Origin of the sequence: Curtobacterium sp. VKM Ac-1376, from assembly GCF_015351025.1 — a bacterium.
Taxonomy (GTDB): Bacteria; Actinomycetota; Actinomycetes; order Actinomycetales; family Microbacteriaceae; genus Curtobacterium.
Genome location: NZ_JADKRV010000006.1, coordinates 38,658 through 58,860, shown reverse-complemented (window position 1 = coordinate 58,860; position 20,203 = coordinate 38,658). Strand labels below are relative to the sequence as shown.

At 70.8% G+C, this 20,203-nt stretch carries 19 protein-coding genes and 2 tRNA genes; 7 read left to right on the top strand and 14 right to left on the bottom strand.

From position 1 onward, the window contains the following. Positions 1-46: 46 nt before the first annotated feature. Together ITJ56_RS09340 and ITJ56_RS09335 are read right to left on the bottom strand one after the other, a co-directional pair. Positions 47-123, bottom strand: a tRNA-Pro gene (locus ITJ56_RS09340). 93 nt (positions 124-216) lie between these two features. After that, the gene (locus tag ITJ56_RS09335) at positions 217-492 is read right to left on the bottom strand and encodes a hypothetical protein (protein ID WP_194630026.1); all 276 of its coding nucleotides are present in this window, start codon (positions 490-492) and stop codon (positions 217-219) included. Between the two features lie 54 nt (positions 493-546). Between ITJ56_RS09335 and ITJ56_RS09330 the strand changes: the two genes are divergently transcribed. After that, positions 547-620, top strand: a tRNA-Gly gene (locus tag ITJ56_RS09330). Positions 621-643: 23 nt separating this feature from the next. Here the strand turns inward: ITJ56_RS09330 and ITJ56_RS09325 are convergent. From ITJ56_RS09325 to ITJ56_RS09295, 7 genes are all read right to left on the bottom strand, one after another. After that, positions 644-871 (bottom strand): DUF1905 domain-containing protein, encoded by a 228-nt coding sequence (locus ITJ56_RS09325; protein WP_194630025.1) that lies wholly within the window; start codon positions 869-871, stop codon positions 644-646. 286 nt (positions 872-1,157) lie between these two features. Then, the gene (locus ITJ56_RS09320) at positions 1,158-2,123 is read right to left on the bottom strand and encodes an endo-beta-N-acetylglucosaminidase H (protein WP_194630023.1); all 966 of its coding nucleotides are present in this window, start codon (positions 2,121-2,123) and stop codon (positions 1,158-1,160) included. Between the two features lie 28 nt (positions 2,124-2,151). Continuing rightward, on the bottom strand, positions 2,152-5,169 hold the full coding sequence (locus ITJ56_RS09315) for an alpha-mannosidase (protein ID WP_194630021.1): 3,018 nt from the start codon (positions 5,167-5,169) through the stop codon (positions 2,152-2,154). 14 nt (positions 5,170-5,183) lie between these two features. Continuing rightward, on the bottom strand, positions 5,184-6,587 hold the full coding sequence (locus ITJ56_RS09310; protein ID WP_194630019.1) for a glycoside hydrolase 5 family protein: 1,404 nt from the start codon (positions 6,585-6,587) through the stop codon (positions 5,184-5,186). Then, positions 6,587-7,555 (bottom strand): carbohydrate ABC transporter permease, encoded by a 969-nt coding sequence (locus ITJ56_RS09305; RefSeq protein ID WP_323749770.1) that lies wholly within the window; start codon positions 7,553-7,555, stop codon positions 6,587-6,589. The genes ITJ56_RS09310 and ITJ56_RS09305 overlap by 1 nt, the downstream gene beginning before the upstream one ends. Further along, positions 7,552-8,430, bottom strand: a complete 879-nt coding sequence (locus ITJ56_RS09300) for a carbohydrate ABC transporter permease (protein ID WP_194630017.1) — start codon at positions 8,428-8,430, stop codon at positions 7,552-7,554. The genes ITJ56_RS09305 and ITJ56_RS09300 overlap by 4 nt, the downstream gene beginning before the upstream one ends. Positions 8,431-8,450: 20 nt before the next feature. Beyond that, on the bottom strand, positions 8,451-9,743 hold the full coding sequence (locus ITJ56_RS09295; RefSeq protein ID WP_194630016.1) for an ABC transporter substrate-binding protein: 1,293 nt from the start codon (positions 9,741-9,743) through the stop codon (positions 8,451-8,453). Between the two features lie 102 nt (positions 9,744-9,845). Between ITJ56_RS09295 and ITJ56_RS09290 the strand changes: the two genes are divergently transcribed. From ITJ56_RS09290 to ITJ56_RS09275, 4 genes are all read left to right on the top strand, one after another. Then, positions 9,846-10,877 carry a LacI family DNA-binding transcriptional regulator gene (locus ITJ56_RS09290; RefSeq protein WP_194630014.1) on the top strand — a complete coding sequence of 344 codons (1,032 nt, stop codon included), beginning with the start codon at positions 9,846-9,848 and terminating at the stop codon, positions 10,875-10,877. Positions 10,878-11,099: 222 nt separating this feature from the next. Beyond that, positions 11,100-12,680 carry a sensor histidine kinase gene (locus ITJ56_RS09285; protein ID WP_194630012.1) on the top strand — a complete coding sequence of 527 codons (1,581 nt, stop codon included), beginning with the start codon at positions 11,100-11,102 and terminating at the stop codon, positions 12,678-12,680. A gap of 39 nt (positions 12,681-12,719) precedes the next feature. Beyond that, entirely contained in the window at positions 12,720-13,382 is a 663-nt protein-coding gene (locus tag ITJ56_RS09280) for a response regulator (RefSeq protein ID WP_194630010.1), read from the top strand. A 47-nt stretch (positions 13,383-13,429) separates the two neighbouring features. Next, positions 13,430-14,287 carry an EamA family transporter gene (locus ITJ56_RS09275; protein WP_194630008.1) on the top strand — a complete coding sequence of 286 codons (858 nt, stop codon included), beginning with the start codon at positions 13,430-13,432 and terminating at the stop codon, positions 14,285-14,287. An 81-nt stretch (positions 14,288-14,368) separates the two neighbouring features. Here ITJ56_RS09275 and ITJ56_RS09270 read toward each other — a convergent pair whose 3' ends face one another. From ITJ56_RS09270 to ITJ56_RS09260, 3 genes are all read right to left on the bottom strand, one after another. Further along, positions 14,369-14,521, bottom strand: a complete 153-nt coding sequence (locus tag ITJ56_RS09270; RefSeq protein ID WP_194630006.1) for a hypothetical protein — start codon at positions 14,519-14,521, stop codon at positions 14,369-14,371. A 102-nt stretch (positions 14,522-14,623) separates the two neighbouring features. After that, positions 14,624-14,956 (bottom strand): hypothetical protein, encoded by a 333-nt coding sequence (locus ITJ56_RS09265; RefSeq protein WP_194630004.1) that lies wholly within the window; start codon positions 14,954-14,956, stop codon positions 14,624-14,626. Between the two features lie 132 nt (positions 14,957-15,088). Then, entirely contained in the window at positions 15,089-16,492 is a 1,404-nt protein-coding gene (locus ITJ56_RS09260; protein ID WP_194630003.1) for a serine hydrolase domain-containing protein, read from the bottom strand. Positions 16,493-16,525: 33 nt separating this feature from the next. Here ITJ56_RS09260 and ITJ56_RS09255 point away from each other — a divergent pair, with 33 nt between their 5' ends. Both ITJ56_RS09255 and ITJ56_RS09250 read left to right on the top strand, forming a co-directional pair. Then, positions 16,526-17,170, top strand: coding sequence for an FMN-binding negative transcriptional regulator (locus tag ITJ56_RS09255; protein ID WP_194630001.1), 645 nt, complete (start codon positions 16,526-16,528; stop codon positions 17,168-17,170). Continuing rightward, positions 17,167-18,636, top strand: coding sequence for an amidohydrolase (locus tag ITJ56_RS09250; protein ID WP_194629999.1), 1,470 nt, complete (start codon positions 17,167-17,169; stop codon positions 18,634-18,636). Before ITJ56_RS09255 ends, ITJ56_RS09250 begins: the two co-directional genes overlap by 4 nt. On the opposite strand, the gene ITJ56_RS09245 is transcribed toward ITJ56_RS09250, so the two are convergent. After that, positions 18,637-19,665, bottom strand: a complete 1,029-nt coding sequence (locus ITJ56_RS09245; RefSeq protein WP_194629997.1) for an Fpg/Nei family DNA glycosylase — start codon at positions 19,663-19,665, stop codon at positions 18,637-18,639. A gap of 36 nt (positions 19,666-19,701) precedes the next feature. Beyond that, positions 19,702-20,190: a ribose-5-phosphate isomerase gene (locus ITJ56_RS09240; RefSeq protein ID WP_194629995.1), complete on the bottom strand. Its 489-nt coding sequence runs from the start codon at positions 20,188-20,190 to the stop codon at positions 19,702-19,704. Between the last annotated feature and the right edge of the window lie 13 nt (positions 20,191-20,203).

The following is a 20,203-nucleotide window of genomic DNA, read 5'->3' as shown; positions in this document are numbered from 1 at the left end:
TCTCCTGTTGGTTGACGTTCGTGTGGTCGGTGGTGCTCGAAGGACCTGGTCGGGGCGACAGGATTTGAACCTGCGACCTCCCGCTCCCAAAGCGGGCGCTCTACCAAGCTGAGCTACGCCCCGTTGGTGTGTGCCAGGGATCGGCCGCGCACGCGCAGGGCGCATGCGACCCCGGTGAGTCTAGCGGTCCGACGCCGCGCTGTTCCCGGACGTTGTTCAGTCGTCGTCGGCAGCGCGTCGCAGGCCGCGTCGCCAGCGCACGCCGACCACGACCTGGACCCCGAGTGCGGCGACCGCGAGCAGCAGCCCGACGACGATCCGCCAGACGTGCAGCAGGGCGTGCACGGGCTGCGACTGCGGGTCCCCGAACAGGTCGGGGCGCAGAGACAGGACCGCGGCGGCGAGGACCACCAGCACGTACGAGACCACCCGCGACCGGCGGATCGTGCGCTCGGCACCGGCGTCGGGCTTGGGGATGACGCGCGTCGGCATGTCGGTGCTCGTTCGTCCGCTACGATGGTCGGGCTGCGCCTGGTGCGCAGGCGCGGGGATGTAGCTCAATGGTAGAGCCCCAGTCTTCCAAACTGGCTACGCGGGTTCGATTCCCGTCATCCCCTCCACCGAAGTCCTCGGCGCAAGCGCTTCAGGGGTCGGCGAACTCGAGGGTGATCTGCGGGGTGTCGCCGAGTTCGACCCGGGCACGCTTCCGCTCCGCCGTACTCAGCGGCACGAGGTACCCGCCGTCCTTCGGGAACAGCGACGTCGTCCACGTCACCGAGCCGATCGTCACGCGCGCCGGGATGACGCCCCACCCGTAGGTGAGCACCGGCGCGAGGTCCGCGATGACCTGGCCGCGGAACTCGAGCTCCATGCGGCGATCGTACGGCCGCGCACCTCGCACGGTGCGAGGTGCGCCGAACTCCGTGCGAGATTCCGTACTCGGTGCGACCGCGTCGCGCTCGCACCGAGTGCGCAACCTCGCACCACACGAAGCGTCAAGCGCAAGCGCCCTCGCACCACGCCGAGCCACGAGCCCACGAGCCCCGCACACCAGGCCGCGGGAGCCCGCCCAGCGGGACCAGCACGACGGACGCGCCCCGCGCCTCCAGGCCGGAGCCGGGGAGCACGGGGCGCGAGCCGCAGTCAGGACGCGAGCGTCAGCGGTACGACGCGGCCTGTCCGTACAGCACCTTGGTGAAGGAGGAGACGTATGCGGACTCGTCGCCTCCGGGCAGGTTGTACGTCATGAAGACGCCGTACCCGTCGGCCTTCGTGCGCTGTGCGAGCGACACCGCGGTGGCCTGCGGGGTGTTCTGGATGTCGATCGCGGCGGCGGACAGCTTCGACTTCGGCAGGCCCGGGATCGTCGGCGCCGTGTAGGTGCCGTAGTACGGGTTCCAGGCGTAGTCGAGCTGCTTGCCGATCGTCGGGCTCGCGGTCTTCAGGGCATCGGACGCCGGGCCGATGTCGTAGAACGAGATGATCTTGCCCGGCATGTCGGCACGGAGGGCACTGATGAGCCAGCCGATGGACTGCTGGTTCGGCTGCGGGGTGCCGTTCACGCCGTAATCGGAGTACTCGTCGTCCAGGTCGACCCCGTCGAGTCCGTACTTCTTGACCGTCGCCGAGACCTGCGCCGCGAAGTCCCGTGCCGCGGCCTTCGTCGGGAAGTTCGCGATCCCGGCGCCCTGGTGGTTGCCGAGGATCGAGAGCGACACCTTGATGCCCTTGGCCTGCAGCGGTCGGATCTGCGTGGCGGCCTCGTCGAGGGTCCGCTGCACGTTCTCGTTGTTGTGGAGGACCGCCTTGCCGTCCTCGTAGTTGATGTTCGCGGCGAAGATGATGGCCACGTCGAACGCGTTCGCGCCGTTGGCCAGTGTGTACCGGCCGACGTTGGCGAGCTCGTCGTTGTTCACCTCGACGTAGGCGATGCTCGTCGGCCCGGACTTGGTGGGCGCAGCGTGGTGCCCGTGACCGTGACCGTGCCCACCGCCGTGGGACGCACCGTGCCCGTGGCTGGATCCGGACGAGGAGGGCGCCGCGGATGCTGCGGCGGGCACCAGTGGTGCCGCGAGCATGGCTACCAGTGCGGTCGCGATGCTGAACTTCGTGGACTGCTTCATGATGTTCCTCCTTGGATGGACGGGTGGATCAGTTGCGCGGGAACCGGAAGGTGCGGACCTCGTAGGCGTCGACGGTGAACGAGGACGCATCGGCGTCGGACGACGCGTCACCGAGCGGTTCTTCGAGCAGGGTCACCTCGACGGCAGCGTCGAAGGTCTCGTCGGCCGAGACCGCGATTCCACCGGTCCCCCGCTGCCCGGACGGCTCGTAGACGCGCACGACCAGGTCACCCGACCGGTCGTCGGCGAGCTTGACGCTCGACAGCACGACGTCGCCGGAGACCTGCACCAGCGGGTCGAAGCCGTGCGCTCCGGTGATGGTCCGCGCGCCCGCGTTCATCCGCACACCGGCCGACGTGGCACCGAGCTGGTCGGTCCCGATGACGATGCCGTACCGGTGCGTCTGCACGCCCTGGTCGGTCTCGGGGTCCGGGAACCGCGGTGCCCGCAGCAGCGACAGCCGCACGGTGGTGGTGACGTGCCCGTCGACGGCGTCACGCGTGGTGTCGAAGCCGTGGATCGAGTCGTTGACGAGCGCGACACCGAAGCCCGGCTCGGACACCAGCACGTAGCGGTGCATCGAGGTCTCGAACTTCGCGGCCTCCCACGACGTGTTCGTGTGCGTCACCCGCTTCTGCGCGCCGAACTGCGCCTCGGCGATGGTGTGCTCGGCGCGGACGTCGAGCGGGAACGCCACCTTGAGGAACTTCTCGGTCTCGTGCCAGTCGGTCACCTGGTCGAATTCCAGGGTGCGGGACCCCGGCGCCAGGACGACCTCCTGCGTCACCGTCGAGTCACCGAACGCCCGGGACACGACGACCCGTGCGACCCCGGACTCGTCGACCGAGGCGGTCAGCCCGGTGGTCGACACGAGGTCCTCGACGCGGTTGCGGTAGTACCGGTCGACGTCCCACGCGTCCCACATGTTCGGGAAGTCCTGGTGCAGCTGCAGCAGGTTCGCCGCCTCGCCTGCCGCGATCGCCTCGCGCCCGCTCGCCAGGTCGACGGCGCTCGTCACGAGCCCCTGCGCGTCGACGACGACCCGCACCAGGTCGTTCGCCAGCACGTACCCGCCGCCCTGCTCGGACAGGGACACGGCGGTCGGCGCCGCCAGGTCGGCCGCCAGGACCGCGCCCTGCGCGGGTGCACCGGCCTGGAGGAACGGGGCCGGGTTCACGACGACGGCCGCGTCCCCGGTGCCGGCGAGCGCCGAGAGCGCCTGGTCGATGATCGCGGTGAGCGCCGCGGCCGTCTCGGCGTAGCGCTCGACCGCTTCGCGGTGCACCCAGGCGATCGAGGTGCCCGGCAGGATGTCGTGGAACTGCTGCAGCAGGACCTGCTGCCACAGGGCGTCGAGTTCGTCGTACGGGTAGGCGAAGTCGGTGCGGGCTGCGGCGGTCGCGGCCCAGAGCTCGGCCTCGATGAGCAGCTGCTCGCACCGGCGGTTGCCCTGCTTCGTGCCGTGCTGCGACGTGAGCGTGGCCCGGTGCAGCTCGAGGTAGAGCTCCCCCACCCACACGGGCGGATCGGTCAGCTCGGACTTCGCGCGGTCGAAGAACGTGTCCGGGTGCTCCCAGCGGACCTTCGCGCTGCCCTCGAGGTCCGCCAGACGTGCGGCGGTGCCGGTCATCTCGCGGGTCGTGCCACCGCCACCGTCTCCCCAGCCGACCGGGGCGATCGACCCGGTGGCCAGCCGGTTCTCGCGGAACTGGCGGGAGGCCTTCGCGACCTCGCTGCCGGACAGCCGCGAGTTGTAGGTGTCCATCGACGGGAAGTGCGAGAACACCCGCGACCCGTCGATGCCCTCCCACAGGAACGTGTGGTGCGGGAACTTGTTGACCTGGTTCCACGAGATCTTCTGCGTGAAGAACCACTCGAAGCCCGCGCGGCGCATGAGCTGCGGCAGCGCCGGCGAGTACCCGAAGCTGTCCGGCAGCCAGACGCCCTTGGGCCGGATGCCGAACTCGCGCTCGAAGAACCGCTGGCCCTGCGAGAACTGCCGGACGATGCTCTCGCCGGTCGGCATCACGGTGTCGGACTCGACCCACATGCCGCCGATCGGCAGGAACCGGCCGGCCTCGACCGCGGCCTTGACCCGGGTGTAGACCTCGGGGCGGTGCTCCTTGATCCACGCGTACTGCTGCGCGCTCGACATGCCGTACAGGAAGTCATCGGTCTGGTCGATGAGCTCGGTCATGGTCGACGTGGTGCGGACGACCTTGCGGATGGTCTCGCGCACGGGCCAGAGCCAGGCGGAGTCGATGTGGGCGTGCCCGACGGCGGAGATCGTGTGCGCCGAGGCCTCGGCGGGAGCGGCGAGCACCTCGGCGAGCGCCGCACGGGCGTCTCCGGCGGTCTCCGGGATGTGCTGCAGGTCGAGCGCATCGAGGGCGTCGTCGAGGGCCTGCAGGATCCGCATGCGCCGGGGTCCGGCGGGCAGCTCGGCCTGCAGTTCGAGCAGGACGTCGACGTCGAGGGCGAGTTCGTGCACCTCGGACTCGAAGACGGCGAGCTCCATCCGTCGGGTGGCGTACAGGCGCTTCGAGGACGAGGTCTGCACGTCGCCCTCCTGTGTCGGCAGGAAGGGGTGGTAGTCGAGCAGGACGGGGTTCGACGCGGCCTCGACGAACAGTTCGACGGTCTCGCCGCCCTCGGCCCGTTCGGTGACCAGGACCCACTGGTTGCGCGGGTTGATCGACTTCACGGGGGTGCCGTCGGCCAGGTAGACGAGTCCCTCGCACTGGAACCCGGGCATGTTCTTGTCGAAGCCGAGGTCGACGACCGCCTCGACCCGGCGGCCGGCCCACGCGGTCGGTACCGTCCCGGTCAGCCGGAACCACGTCGTGCCCCAGGCCGCGCCCCACGGGGTGCCGACCTCGTACGGCGTGAACGTGAGCGCCAGTCCATCCGTCGGCGGTATCGGTTCCCCCGGCAGCTCGTGCCAGGCGGCCTCGAGGGCTGTCGTGGTGGCGTGCACCGCGGGGGTGATCCGCTCGTCGAGCACCCGTCGGGCGCGTCCGGTGGTGAGGGGGATGTCGTCGTGCATGGGGCCTTCCGGGGTCAGGGCGTGGTCGCCGGGTGGGCGACGCGGACGGTGGTGGTGTCGAGGTCGGACGGCACGTCGACGCAGTGCTCGATGCCGCGGGCGGCCAGCAGCGCCGTGTCGGACAGCCGGGAGCGCAGGACGACCTGCGGGCCGCGACCGTCGGGCTCGGCTTCGGCGAGCGCCAGCCACGCGGCGGCGAACCGGCCGCCGGGGGCACAGTCGGCGCGGGTGCCGTGGCGGACGGCGCCGTCGGGCAGCACGTCGTCGAGGACGAGCGCGGTCGCGGGCGGCGCAGCGGACGGCGACGGATCGCGGACGGACTCGGCACGGGCGACGGCGGAGAACGCTTGTCCCGCGGGCTTCAGCCGGCCGTCGTTCGTGAACAGCCCGAGGTCGTACTCGAGCTCCGGGAAGTCGGCGAGCGACCGGGCGACGTCGTGCGAGCACCACCACGTCACCCCGAGCACCTGCTGGGCGCTGAGCACGTGCCGGATGGTCTGCTCGGTGAACGCGGCGGCATCGACGGGGTCGACGACGTTGGTGGGGGCACCCACCTCTTGCAGCCAGTTCGGCCGGGCGGGGTCGCGGTTCCAGGCGGCGGCGAGCTGGAGCAGGTACTCCCCGTGCCGCACCGACCCCGCCCCGAGTGCGCCGTGCAGGGCCGCCGATCCGTTGAACACCCACGAGTGCGTGACCGTGGCGTCACCGTGGTCCGCCGCGTGCTCCGGGCCGAAGGGCTGGGCGTCGTCGTACCAGGCCGCGTCGTACTGCGCGACGGTGACCAGCGGCCCGGGGCGCGACCCGGTGCCGGACGCGACCGACGGGGCGGGGTCGAGCCGCGCCTCCAGGCCGACCGACGCGGACGACGCGGCCGACGCAGCCGACCCGGCCGACAGCCCGTCCCGCGCCGCCGCGACCATCGCGGCCGCCCACACGTGCCCCTGCTCCGCCGTGATGTCGTGTGGGGCGGGGTGCGGGGCGTGCGCGAACTGGTTGACCTCGTTGCCGATGGTGATGCCGAGCAGGTTCGGCTTGTCCGCGACCGCCGCGGCGAGCGCCCGGACGTACGCGGCGGTCGACGCGACCACGTCCGGGTCGGTGAACATGTTCCGCCGGTGCCAGCTGTCCAGCCACGACGGCACGAAGTCGAAGCTCGACAGGTGTCCCTGCAGGGCGTCGACGTTGACGTCGAGCCCGAACGACCCGGCGAGGTCGACGACGGTCGCGACGTCCTGCAGCGCCGAGGGGCGGATGAGCGTCCGGTTCGGCTGGACGACCGGCCACAGCGGGAAGATCCGGACGTGGTCCGCTCCGAGCGAGGCGATGGCCTCGAGGTCGCGCGCCGTGTCCGAGGCCGAGAAGTCGAGCCACGAGTGGAACCAGCCGACCGAGGGCGTGTAGTTGACCCCGAACCGCATCAGCCCTTCACACCGCCCTCTTCGACGCCCTTGAAGAAGAAGCGCTGCAGGACGGCGAAGATCACGGCGATCGGGATGAACGCGATCATGGTGCCGGCCGCGATCATGCGCTGGTCGGTGGCGAACGTGCCCTGCAGGTACTGCAACCCGACGGTCAGGGTGAGGTTCTCCGGCGACTGCAGCACGATGAGTGGCCACAGGAAGTCGTCCCAGGCACCGATGAACGAGAAGATCGCGATCACGGCGATGGTGCCCTGCACGGCGGGCAGCGAGATCCACCGCAGGCGTTGCAGCGCGTTCGCGCCGTCCATCACCGCGGCCTGGTCGATCTCCTCGGGGATCTGCCGGAAGGCGTTGAACATGAGCAGCACGTTGAGCGCGGCGATCATGCCGGGCAGGGCGACACCGACCAGGTTGTCGGCGAGGCCGAGGTCCTTCACGGTGACGAACTGCGAGATGATCGTCGCCTCGCCCGGCAGCACGAGGGTGCCGAGGAAGAGCCCGAGCACGAGCTTCCGGTGCCGCCACTGCAGGCGGGCCAGGGCGAAGCCCGCGAGGGTCGCGAAGACGATGTTGCCGAGCACGTCGATCGCGGCGACGAGCAGCGAGTTGCCGATGTACCGCCAGACCGGGATCGCCGCCGCGACCTTGAGGTAGTTGTCGAAGGTCGGCTCGGACGGGATGAACGACGGGTTCGCCGTGTAGATGTCCTCGCCGGCGCCCTTGAGCGAGGTGGAGAGCTGCCACAGGAACGGGCCGACCGTGATGAAGAGCACCACGATGAGCAGGACGTAGCGGATGACCTTCTCGCGGGTGGACATGACGCCCCAGGTCGCGCGTCGCCGCTTGCGCGGGTTGTGCCTGGAGGCCCCTCCAGCGTCCGTCGCGCCGGTCACGTCCGGCGTCGGGCTGGCTGCGCCCTGCGCGCCACCGATGACGGGTTCGGTCGTGCTGGTCGTGTTCGTCACTTGTCCGCCTTGCTGTTCATCCGGGCGAGGGCGAGCATCGGGATCAGGGTCACGACGAAGAGCAGGAGGCTCAGGGCCGACGCGTAGCCGAGGTTGCCGGTGAAGCCGCGGGCGTACTGCTGGATGAGCATGACGAGCGAGTTGTCCTGCCCGCCGGGCCCGCCCGTGCCGTTGGTGAGGATGTAGAGCTCGCTGAACACCCGGAGCGCGGAGACGCACACCAGGATCCCGACGAGCGTCATCGTGCCGCGGACCCCGGGCATCGTCACCGACCAGAACCGTCGGACCGCACCGGCGCCGTCGAGGGCGGCGGCCTCGTGCAGGTCCTTGCCGACGTTCCCGAGTGCGGCGAGGAAGATGATCATGTAGTAGCCGAGCCCCTTCCACACCGTCAGGCTGATGGCGCTGAGGAGCAGCAGCCACCGGTCGGTCAGGAACGGCACACTGCCCTGCACGACGCCGAGCGCCTGCGCCATCTCGTTGATGACGCCGCGGTCGTCGAGGATCCAGGTCCAGATGAGCCCGACGACCACCGCGGACGCGATGACCGGCGTGTAGAACGCCGTGCGGAAGAATGCGATCCCGGGCAGCTTCTGCTGCACGAGCACCGCGATGAGGAGCGGGAGGACCGTCAGCAGCGGCAGGCAGATCGCCATGTAGATGACGCTGTTGAGCAGCGCCTCCCACACCTGCGGGTCGGCGAGCAGGGTCTCGAAGTTCTTGACCCCCACCCACTGACTGACGCCGCCGAGCGGACTGGCGTTCGTGAACGACAGCCGGACGGTGTTGATCGAGGGCCACAGGCTGAACGCGACGAGCCAGATCAGTGCCGGCAGGACGAGCAACCAGGGCGTGTACCAGCGGTTCGCACGCATGACGATCCTCCCGTTCCGTACTAGCCGTTGGCCAGCAGGCTGTTCATCTTGGTCTGGGCGGTCTGCAACGCCTTCTCGGGTGACACCTGGCCCTTCATCGCGAGGGCGATCTGCTGGTCGAGGAAGTCCGTCATCGCGGAGTTGGCCTCGACCGGGTTGATGACCTTCGCCGTCTTCAGGGCCTCGTTCGCCAGGACCCGGGCCTCGCCGTTCACCGTGCCGTCGTCCTTCGAGAAGTACGGATCGGACTGCGACGACGTGGTCGACGGGAAGATGTTCACCTTGTGGGCGAACGCCTCCTGGTTCTTCGCGTTCGTCATGAACTTCGCGAAGGCCTCGGCCGTGGCGAGGTGCTTCGACTTGCTCGACACCGACAGGCCCTGCACGTAGAGCGGCGGGGTGTCGAGCGCCGGGCTGACGGTGACCTTGCCCTTGAGCGACGGGTTGTTCTTCTCGAAGTCCGCGAGTGAGGTCGCACCGCCCGTGGTCCAGGCGACCTTGGCCTGTGTGAACAGGGTGGAGTTGCCGAGGTAGTCGCTGTTCAGCACGTTCGAGGGCATGTAGCCGTCCTGGTACGCGTCCTCGTAGCGCTCGATCAGGTCGGCGGCCTTCGACGAGTCGGCGAAGGTGAACTTCGTGCCGTCGGCGTTCAGCACCTTGACGCCGGCGAGCGTGAAGTCGCCGAGGCCGGGCTTCCGGCTCATCAGGTAGTCGGTCGGGCAGTTCTCGTGCATGGTCTTCGCCTGCGTGAAGAGCTCGTCGGTGGTCTTCGGCGGGTTCTTCGCGTCGAGGCCGCACTTGTCGAACATCGTCGAGTTCCAGTAGTTGACGTCCGTGTTGAGGTACCAGGGGTACCCGAACGTGCCGTCCACACCCTTGTACTCGTAGGAGTCCAGGGCGCCGGCGACGTACGTGCTGTCGAGCGTCGAGTCGTCCTTCGCGATGTCCTGCAGGAACCCGCGCTTCGCGAGCGGCAGGGCGATGTCGGGCGGCAGGTTGATCACGTCGGGCAGGCTGTTCGAGGACGCCTGGCTGAGCACCTTGTCGGCGTACCCGTCGCCGGGCTGGTCCTGCAGCTTGACCTTCGCGTCCGGGTGGGCCTGCTCGAAGTCCTCGATGACCCCGTCCAGGTAGTCCGTGTACGTCGGCGTGAGCGCCCAGGTCTGCAGCGTGATGGTGCCGCTGATCTTCCCGTCGCCGGTGTCCGAGGCGTTCCCGCCGCTCGAGCAGCCGGTCAGGACGAGCGCCGTGGCGGCGGCCGTCGCGAGCAGCGCAGTGGCACGGCCCCTCGTCACGCGTGTGGTGGTCCTCATGGCGTCTGACTCCCTCGTCATCCTGCTGAACCGGTTCAGTTCCTGTCACCGAACCCCTGTGTGGGAGCCACTGTGGAGGACTAAAGCGCTATAGTCAACCCCGTGTCCATCAAGCGTCGAACGACGATCGCCGACATCGCCGCGCGGGCCGGCGTGTCCATCAGCGCCGTGTCGTTCGCCCTCAACGACCGCCCCGGCGTCTCCGACGAGACCCGTCGACGGGTGCGCGAGATCGCCCACGAACTGGACTGGCAGCCGCACACCGCGGCGCGCGCCCTCGGTGGTGCGAAGGCCGGGTCGATCGGGTTCGTGCTGAATCGTCCGGCCCGCACGCTCGGTACCGAGTCGTTCTTCGGTGACCTGATCTCGGGCATCCAGCTCGGACTCGCCGGCACGCACGTCGGCATGAACCTGCTCGTCGCCCGTGACGCTGCCGAGGAACTCGAGACCTACCGTGACTGGTGGCGCGGACACCGGGTCGACGGCGTGATCGTGATCGATCCGCGCCGTGCTGACGACCGGCTCGCGATGCTCGCCGACCTCGGCATGCCGACCGTCGTCGTCGGTTCCCACCCGGCACCCGAGGGTGCGGCGCCGACGGTCTGGATCGACGACTCGGACGCCACCGACACCGTCCTGCGCTACCTGCACGCCCTCGGGCACCGGCGGATCGCACACGTCGCCGGGCGGCCGGAGTTCGAGCACACCGCCATGCGCACGGACCGGGTGCGGGCGTTCGCCGCCGACGAGGGCCTGGAGGACGCGGTGTCGGTGCCCACGGACTACTCGGCCGAGGCCGGTGCGAGCGCGACCCGCGCCCTGCTGTCCCGCAGCGTGCGGCCGACGGCGATCGTCTACGACAACGACGTGCTGGCCGTCGCCGGGCTCGGGGTGGCGAGCGAGATGGGGGTCTCGGTCCCCGGGGACGTCTCGATCGTGTCGTTCGACGACTCGGCGATGATCCGGCTCGTCCGGCCGGCGATCACCTCGCTCACGCGCGACACCGTCGAGCTCGGGCAGCGTGCGGCGACCCTGCTGCGCGCGCAGATCGACGCCAGCGCCCCGCTCCCCTCACGCCCGGGTCCCTCGCTGACCCTGAGCGTCCGTGAGTCCACCGGCCGCGCCCCCGCCTGACCCGGACTCTCCCACCAACGCAGCGCAACGGTGCGAGGTTCCGGACACCGTGCAGCGGCTCCTGCCCTGCACCAGGTCTGCAACCTCGCACCGTACGGCGATCCGGTGCCGTGCCGCTCCCGGCCACGAGCCCGGCGAACCGTGGAAGAGGGGGGATAACCCCACCCGGGGTGGGGAGAGGGCAGGATGGGGGAACGGCCCCGCGATCGCGAGGCTGGAGTCATGACCGACACCGACCGCCTCGACCAGGCGCGAACCGTCCCGCTGGACGACGTCACGCCCTCGCCCGACCAGGCCCAGACCGTCCCGCTGGGCGATTCCGCGCCCCCTGGAGCCACGAAACCGATGCCCCAGTACCCGCGTCAGCCCCAGCAGCACGACCAGGACGACCAGCGCGGTCAGCAGCCCCCGCCCGCGTCGTGGAGCGCCACCCCGCCCGTCGGGTCGGCACCGGTCGACGGTGGTCCCGGTCGGGGATCGGGCATGACCGCCGGGCAGTTCTACCGCGACGCGTGGAAGCGTCTGCCCCGGGACTTCGGGTACATGGCGCTCACCGCCGTGCTGCTGTGCACCCTGTACTTCGCGTTCCCGACGGCGATCTTCGGCGGCGGCTTCCGCGACCTGTTCAACCCGTTCGTCCTGCTCATGTTCTTCATCGCGCTGTTCGTGGCGCGGTGGCTCGGGCAGTTCGAGAAGCTCCGCATGAGCTGGGCCGACCGACGTCCGATCCGCCCGGTGGACTGGACGCCCAGGTGGCAGCAGAACTGGTGGACCCGCACCGGGTCGGCCGTCGCCAACCCGCACTACTGGCTCTACCTGCTGCACGCCGCGGTCGTGTACCCGCTCGTCGCGGTCTTCACCGTGGGCGCCGGAGCCCTGCTGTTCGTCGGCTTCCTCTGGCCCGTCGGGCTCGCCGTGGTGGCGTTCGCCAACGGGCTGAGCGCGCAGTTCTCCGGCTGGGACACGGCGGCCGTCGTCGGGTTCGGCGCCCTCGGGCTGCTGTCGATGGCCGCCTCGGTCGTGCTCTTCCCGCTCTGGGCCCGCGGGTCCGTCCTCGCGCACTACTGGGTCGACTTCGGCCTGCTCGGCGGCTTCCGTGCCGAGCAACTCGAGCAGCGCGTCGCCGGCTTACAGGCCTCCCGCGCCGGTGCCGTCACCGCCGAGGGACAGGCACTCCGCCAGATCGAGCGCGACCTGCACGACGGCCCGCAGCAGCGCCTGGTGCGACTCCGGATGGACCTGTCCGCCGCCGAGCGTGCGTTCGACAAGGACCCGCAGAAGGCGAAGCAACTCATCGGCGAGGCGTCCGAGCACGCCCAGGACGCCCTGGACGAACTGCGTGCGCTGTCCCGCGGGTTCGCCCCGCCGATCCTGCTCGACCGCGGGCTCGTCGCTGCGCTCGAGGCCCTCGTCGCCCGCACCCCGATCCCGGTCGGACTCGACGTCCGCCTGCCCGAGGGGCTCGAGCTCGCCACCGAGATCCAGCGCAACGTGTACTTCACCGTGAGCGAGCTCCTGACGAACACGATGAAGCACGCCGGTGCCACCACCGCCGGGGTGTACCTCGGCCTCGTGGTCGACGCGTCCGGCCTCTGGTACCTGACGGTCAGCGTCACCGACGACGGCCGGGGTGGCGCACGACCGCAGCAGGGCCACGGCATCGCGGGCCTGATCGGCCGGATGCGGGCACTCGACGGCGACCTCGTCGTCTCGAGCCCCGAGGGCGGCCCGACCGAGGCCACGGCACGGATCCCCCTCGGCGCCCTGAACGGCGTGCCCACGACGGCGAACCAGCGGTCGTGACCCCACGGGAGCCCCCGCGCTCCCACTAGGCTGGTCGGCATGACAGACGGCCCGGATGCAGCGCGCATCCGGGCCGTCGTCGTCGACGACGCCGTCCTGCTGCGCGAAGGGCTGGCCCGCGTGCTCGACGAGGCCGGCATCGAGGTCATCGGGCAGTACTCCGACGCCCGCGCGTTCCTGGCGACCCTGCCCGACGGTGCGCCCGACGTCGTCGTGATGGACGTCCGGATGCCGCCGACCTTCACCGACGAGGGCGTCCGCGCCGCCGTCGAGACCCGCAGGATCGCTCCGCGCACCGGTGTGCTCCTGCTGTCCCAGTACGTCGAGGCCACGTACGCCGAGGACGTCCTGGCCGCCGGCGCGACCGGCATCGGGTACCTGCTCAAGGACCGCGTCACCCGGCTCGAGGAGATCGACGACGCCGTCCGCCGGATCGCCGCCGGGGGCACCGTGCTCGACCCCGAGGTCGTCACGCAGCTGATGAGCCGGCGTCGTGACCCCCTCGCCGCCCTCACACCGCGCGAGCGTGACGTGCTCGGTCTGATGGCCGAGGGCCGAACGAACGCCGCGATCGCCCGCGCCCTGGTGATCGGCACCGGCGCCGTCGAGAAGCACGTGTCGAGCATCTTCGGCAAGCTCGCACTCGAGGACACCGGGGAGGACCACCGCCGCGTCCTCGCCGTCCTCGCCTACCTCGGATGAACCGAGCCCGGAGATGAGCCGAGCCCGGAGATGAACCGAGCCCGAGGATGAGCCGCGTCCCCGCACCCCTGCTGGCCCTCACGGCGATGGTGTCCGTCCAGCTCGGCGCCGCGATCGCGAAGACCCACTTCGACGACGTCGGCGCCGTCGGGGCCGCCACGCTCCGGCTCGTCATCGGCGCCGTCGTGCTCGCCCTGGTGATCCGCCCCCGGGTCGGGCACTGGACGCGGGCGCAGTGGCTCGGCGCGGTCGGCCTGGGGCTCGCGCTCGGCGGCATGAACGTCTTCATCTACCTGTCGTTCGCGAGCATCCCGATCGGCGTCGCCGTGACGATCGAGTTCCTCGGGCCGCTCGCCCTGTCGCTCGTGCACACCCGGCGATGGCGTGATGCCCTGTGGGCCGTGCTGGCGCTCGCCGGGGTCGTGCTGCTCGGCATCGGCCCGACCGCCGTCACCGAGGTGGGCGGGGTCGTCTGGGCGGTCCTCGCCGCCGTCTGCTGGGCGGGCTACATCGTGATGAACCGGCACGTCGGCGCCGCGATCCCCGGGGTCGACGGGCTCGTCGTGTCCATGGTGGTCGCGATGCTCGTGTCGCTGCCGTTCGGACTCCGGTCCGCGATCGACGGCGTGGTCCGGGAGCCGACACTCCTGATCGTCTTCGGCGCCGTCGCGGTGCTGTCGAGCGTGCTCCCCTACGCCCTCGAGATGCTCGCCCTGCGCCGGATGCCGACGCGGGTCTTCGGGGTGCTGCAGAGCCTCGGCCCGGCGATCGCGGCCCTCGCCGGGCTCGTGGTGCTTGCCGAGGGGCTGTCGGTGCTCGAGACCGTCGCCCTGGCCTGCGTCACCGCCGCGAGCGTCGGCGTGACGCTTTCGGCACGCCGACGACGCGGCGGACCCGTCACGTGAACAGGGTGGGATGAACGAAGAGGAGGCCCGGACAACGTCCGCCGATCGCGGTGCGTGATCCGGGCCTCCTGAGAAGACCGTCTACTCGTCGCGCAGGAAGTCCGCGTACGTGGGCTCCGACTGCTGTCCCGACAGGAGGGCCGGATCGTTGACCCGACGCTCGACGTAGGCGCTGATGACCTCGGGCGGGGTGAGCACGTGGGCGACCCAGGACGGCACCGCTGCGTTCTTCATGGTGCCTCCTCGTCCGGAGCGGCACTCGGACCGAATGTCTCGATCGGTGAGTTACTTGCCGAACCGGTGTTCCCTGAACCATCCTCGGGGTGCTCCGGGAAGTCAACGCAGTGCGTTCTGCGGACTCCGGTTCGCGCGGTCAGCCTGGTCGACGCGCAGGGTCCGGTGCTTCACGGCGGAGCGCCACACCCACGCCTCGGCCTGCTGCCCGAACTGCGCCCACTCCACCAGCACGGCGTCGCGGGTCCAGCTCTTCGCGAAGGCCTTCACCCGCACGTGGAAGGTCGGGAACTGGATCCACGCCCACACCGGCTTCGGGGTGACGGCGTGGCAGACGTCGGCGCCGCGGGCGTCCTCGGACAGCGAGTAGGCGCGCGGACGCTCGACCTCCGGGTGTTCCGGGGGCTGCCACCGGTTCTCGCGACGCCGTCCCACGGTGGTATTCGAACGTGTGTTCGAACGACAGTCAAGTCGGCCGCGCGGTCTGGACGAGCGTCGCACCCCGGACGGGCGTGTCGTGGGCCTCCGCCGAGGTGCCGAGAGCGACCCGCCGACCACCGACTCGTCTCAGGCGAGGCCGGCGGCGACCTCCGGTGCCTCGTCCGGGATCGACCACGGTTCCGAGGTCATCCCGCCGCCACCGCGGATCGAGCGGACCGTGCCGTCGGTGGCACGGTCGTAGGTGACGTCCTCGTCGACCGAGGCGAAACGGTTGCCGTGGGTCATCCGCAGCGTGTCGGCGTCGACGACCTCGAGGCGCGTGGGTGACTCCAGCGGGGCCGGCGCCGATGGGTCGATCTCGAGCAGACGATCCCCGACGACGGCGACGTCCGTCACACCCCACGGGTTCGCGAAACGCCCCGTGAACGAGCGCGCGTCGACTCCCGCCGGGATCGGGGTCCCCTCGGCGCGCTCGTCCGCCGCGGCGTCGAGGAGCTGCACGATGCCGGTGGCGAGGAGCGTCGCCGGTCCCGAGGCCGCGCTCGTCAGGACGGACACGACCATGCCGGACGCCGGGTCGAACAGCGACTGCGTGATGTGCCCGGGGAAGCCACCCGAGTGCCCGCGGACCTCGCGGCCACCGATCTGCTCGGTGAGGAACCCCAGCCCGTAGCCCTTCGGCGCCGAGGTCTCCGCCGACCGCCAGGCCGGGCGCTGCGCCAGACGCTTCGAGTGGTCGGTGAGCAGGGTCCCCTGCCCGACGACGTGCTGCGAGAAGTACCGGACGAGATCGGACGCCGTGCCGTGGAAGCCGGTCGCCGCCGCCATCGCACGGGTGTCGACGTGCTCGAGGCGGTGCCGGGTCCGGGCCGTGTGGAAGCCCGAGTACCCGACGACGAAGTCCCCGGCGCGGGACGGATCCCAGTCGGGGCCCGTGTTCGTCAACCCGAGCGGCTCCGTGATGTTCTTCCGGACGAACTCGTCGTACGACTGCCCGGACACCGCCGCGATGACGAGCCCGAGCAACGAGTAGCCGAGGTTGGAGTAGTTGAACGCCGATCCCGCCGGGGTCTTCTGCCCGCGGTCCAGCACCAGGGCCAGGAGCTCCTCCTCGTCCGGGAAGGCGCGGAGCTGCGACCAGTAGTCGCCGTCGTGCCCGTCGCGGATGACCCCGGCCCCCATCTCCATGAGCTCGCGGATCGTCACGTCGGCCAGCGGGGAAGCACTGTCGACGAGTGCGGGAACGAAGGTGCCCGCGGTGTCGTCGAGCCGGAGTGACCCGCGCTCGGCGAGCTGCAGGAGCGCCGTCGCGGTGAACGTCTTCGAGTGCGACGCGATGCGGAACAGGTCCGAGGTCGTCAGGCGTCGCCCGGCCTCGACGTCCGCGTACCCCCACGCCTGCGAGAAGAGCTCCTCGCCCGCGAAGCCGATCGCCACCTGCACTCCGGGCACCCGGAGTTGCCACACTTTGTACGACACCCACTCGCGGATGTACGGCAGGACGGACTCGTAGGCGTCACGCTTCGACATGTGCCCGAGCCTTCCATGTGCCACGCTCGGACCATGCGCCACACACCGCACTTCCTGATGACCGACGTCGAAGAGGTCCGGCGCCTCATCACCGGGAACCCGTGGGCGACGATCGTGTCGCACACCACGGCCGGACTGGTCGCCTCGCACTACCCGGTGCTGCTCGAGCCCCCCGGCCCCGACGACGACCCGGACGCCCTGATCCTGGTGTCCCACGTCGGCCGCCCCGACGAGGTCGCGCACGAACTCGGGCAGCACGAGGTCCTCGTCGTGTTCCAGGGGCCGCACGGCTACGTCTCCCCCGCCTGGTACCCGCCGGAGCAGTTCGTCCCCACCTGGAACCACGTCACCGCCCACGTGTGGGGTACCCCCGAGATCCTGTCCGACGACGAGAACTTCCGGGTGCTCGGCGAACTCGTCGACCACTTCGAGCGCGTCATGCCCTCACCCGTTTCGTTGCAGGTCGACGAGGAGACCGCGCGCCGGATGGCCAAGGGCACCGTCGGGATCCGCATCCGGGTCACCCGGTTCGACGCCCGCGCCAAGCTCTCGCAGAACAAGGCCCCCGAGGTGATCGACCGCATCGTCGCCGGGCTGCGGGGCGACGGCCCCTACGCGTCGCCGGCGCTCGCCGACGAGATGGAACGAGCGCGCGCTGACGACCAGGAGGCTCGATGAGCGAGATCCTGCTCCGCACCGTCCGCAGGGTGGGCACCTCCGGGGCCCCTGCCGACGTCCGCGTCATCGACGACCGGGTCACCGAGATCGCGCCCACCGGCACGCTCGACCCCACGAGCGTCGACACCGACGTCGTCGACGCGGCCGGCGCCTGGCTCGGTCCGGGACTCCGTGACCACCACACGCACTTCGACCAGTGGGCGCTCGTCCGTCGTCGTGTCGACGTCACCGGCTGCGACTCCGCCGAGGCGACCGCCGACCTGCTCGCCGACGTCGCGCGCGCCGGCGTCACGGACCGCGTCCTCGTCGCGCACGGCTACCGCGACGGTCTGTGGCCGCGCCCCGCGCGACGCGAGCTGCTCGACCGTGCCGCACCGGGCCTCCCAGTCGTCGTGATCAGCGCGGACCTGCACGCGGTCTGGTGCAACGCCCTCGCGCTCGCGCACTTCTCCGCTGCTGTCGGCCGCCCGCTCGAGGCGTGCGAGGACGGGGTCCTGCGCGAGCAGGACGCGTTCGACGTGACCGGTGCGCTGTCGCAGGTGCCGGACGACCTGCTCGACGCCTACGTGGCGGACGCTGCCGAGGCCGCGGCGGCCCGCGGGGTGACGGGCGTGATCGACCTCGAGATGCGCTTCGGGCTCGACCGCTGGCGCCGGCGGATCCGCGCCGGTGGCGACGCGATCCGGGTGTCGTCCGGGGTCTACCCCGACGAGCTCGACGACGCCATCGCGCGCGGCCTCCGCACCGGAGACGTCGTCGACGGCACCCGTGGCCTGCTCACGATGGGGCCGTTCAAGGTCGTGACCGACGGCTCGCTCGGCACGCGGACCGCCGCGATGACCGACGGCTCGGGGGTGCTCGCCTGGCCGTTCGAGGACCTCGTCGCGATCACGCGCCGGGCGGTCGACGCCGGGCTCGTCCCCGCGATCCACGCGATCGGTGACCGCGCGAACACCCTGGCGCTCGACGTGTTCGAGACCGTCGGGGCGCGCGGCACGATCGAGCACGCGCAGCTCCTCGTCGACACCGACGTGGACCGGTTCGCCCGGCTCGGGGTCGCCGCGTCGGTGCAGCCCGAGCACGCGATGGACGACCGCGACATCGCCGAGCGGCACTGGGCCGGACACACCGACCGAGCCTTCGCGTTCGCGTCGCTCGCCCGCGCCGGAGCCCGCGTGCTGCTCGGGTCCGACGCCCCCGTCGCGCCGCTCGACCCGTGGATCTCGATGGCGGCCGCCGTCGGGCGGAACCGCGACGGGCGGGACCCCTGGCATCCGGCCGAGCGGCTCTCGGCACTCGTCGCGTGGCAGGGCTCGACGGACGGCCGGGTCTCGGTGTCCGTCGGCGACGTGGCCGACCTGGTGCTCGTCGAGTCCGACCCGCTCGCCGCGTCGTCGTCCGATCTGCGCGACATGCGCGTGCTCGGGACCGCGGTGGCCGGACGGTTCACCTACCTGGAGCGGTAGCTACTTCTGGTCCTTCGGGCACCAGTAGAGCTTGCGGCCGGCCATCTCGGCCATCCGGATCTCGGTGCCGCAGACCCGGCAGGGCTCCCCCGCGCGGTGGTAGACCCAGTGCCGGTCGGCGCGGGACGCCAGGGCCGCCTTGTAATCGTCCGGCGACAGGTCGTCCATGGTCATCATCTGGCCGATGCGGACGCCGTCGTGGAGCAGCTTCGACCAGTCCGCCCAGAGCGCTCTGGCCTGCTTGACGGTGATCTTCTTGCCGGTCTTGTACGGGTCGATGCGCTGCCGGAACAGCAGTTCGGCGCGGTACACGTTGCCGATGCCGGAGACGACGGACTGGTCCATGAGCAGCTGGCCGATCGCGACGTTCCGCTTCCGGACGTTCTCGACGAACACCCGCTCGGCGTCGGGGCCGTCGTCGTTCATCGGGTCGGGGCCGAGCTTGTCGAGCGCCCTCTGCACGCCGGCCGGGTCCTCGACGACGCAGGCGGTCGGGCCGCGCAGGTCGGCGACGGCGTCCTCGGTGAGCAGGCGCACGCGCACCGCGCCGACCGGGTCCGGCGGGAACGCCTCGATCGGGTCCTCGAGCTTCTCCTGCTCGGCCATCCGGTAGCGGGCACGGCGCGGCGCCCCGATGGAGGTCAACGAGTCCTCGCCGTCGGCGTCCGGCACGTGATCACCGTCGGGGTCGGCGTCCTGCTCGTCGCCGCTCGGGTCATCCGACACGGTGCCGTGCTGGTTCGTCTGGCCCATCCGGCCGTTCGCGCTGCGCATCGTGGCATCGGTGGAGATGTCCCCCGCGAAGTCCCACGCGCCGTACAGACCGAGGTGGACGCGGAGGAACAGATCGCCCTCGAACTCCAGGAACATCTGCTTGCCGACGGCCCGCGCCGCGATCATGCGCGTGCCGTCGAGCTGCGCGGCACCGGCGGCGAACCGGCCCTGCGGACTCGAGACCTCGCACACCCGGCCGACGAAGTGCAGGGCGAACTGACGGGCGATGCGGTGGACGGAGTGACCCTCGGGCATGACTACTGTTCTACCCGGTCCCCCTGACGCGCAGTGTTACGCGTCGATCTGCCGGCCCGCGATGTGCCCGGTGGTCTCGTACTCGGCGAGCTGTGCGATGCGACGGGCGTGGCGCTCCTCGCCCGAGAACGGCTCGGCTATGAACAGGTCGACGAAGCGGATCGCCTCGGCCTCGGTGTGCTGACGCGCGCCGATCGAGATCACGTTCGCGTCGTTGTGCTGCCGGGCGAGGAGGGCCGTCGACTCGTTCCAGACGAGTGCCGCGCGGATCCCCTCGACCTTGTTCGCGGCGATCTGCTCGCCGTTGCCCGAACCGCCGAAGACGACGCCGAGCGCCTGGATGCCGGCGCGCTGGTCCTGCACCACGGCGTGCGCGGCGTTGATGCAGAACGAGGGGTAGTCGTCGAGCGCGTCGTACTCGGTCGGACCGTGGTCCACGACCTCGTGCCCGGCTTCCGTCAGGTGGGCCGCAAGGGTCTTGTTGAACTCGAGGCCGGCGTGGTCCGTTCCGAGGTGGATGCGCATGGAACCGATCATA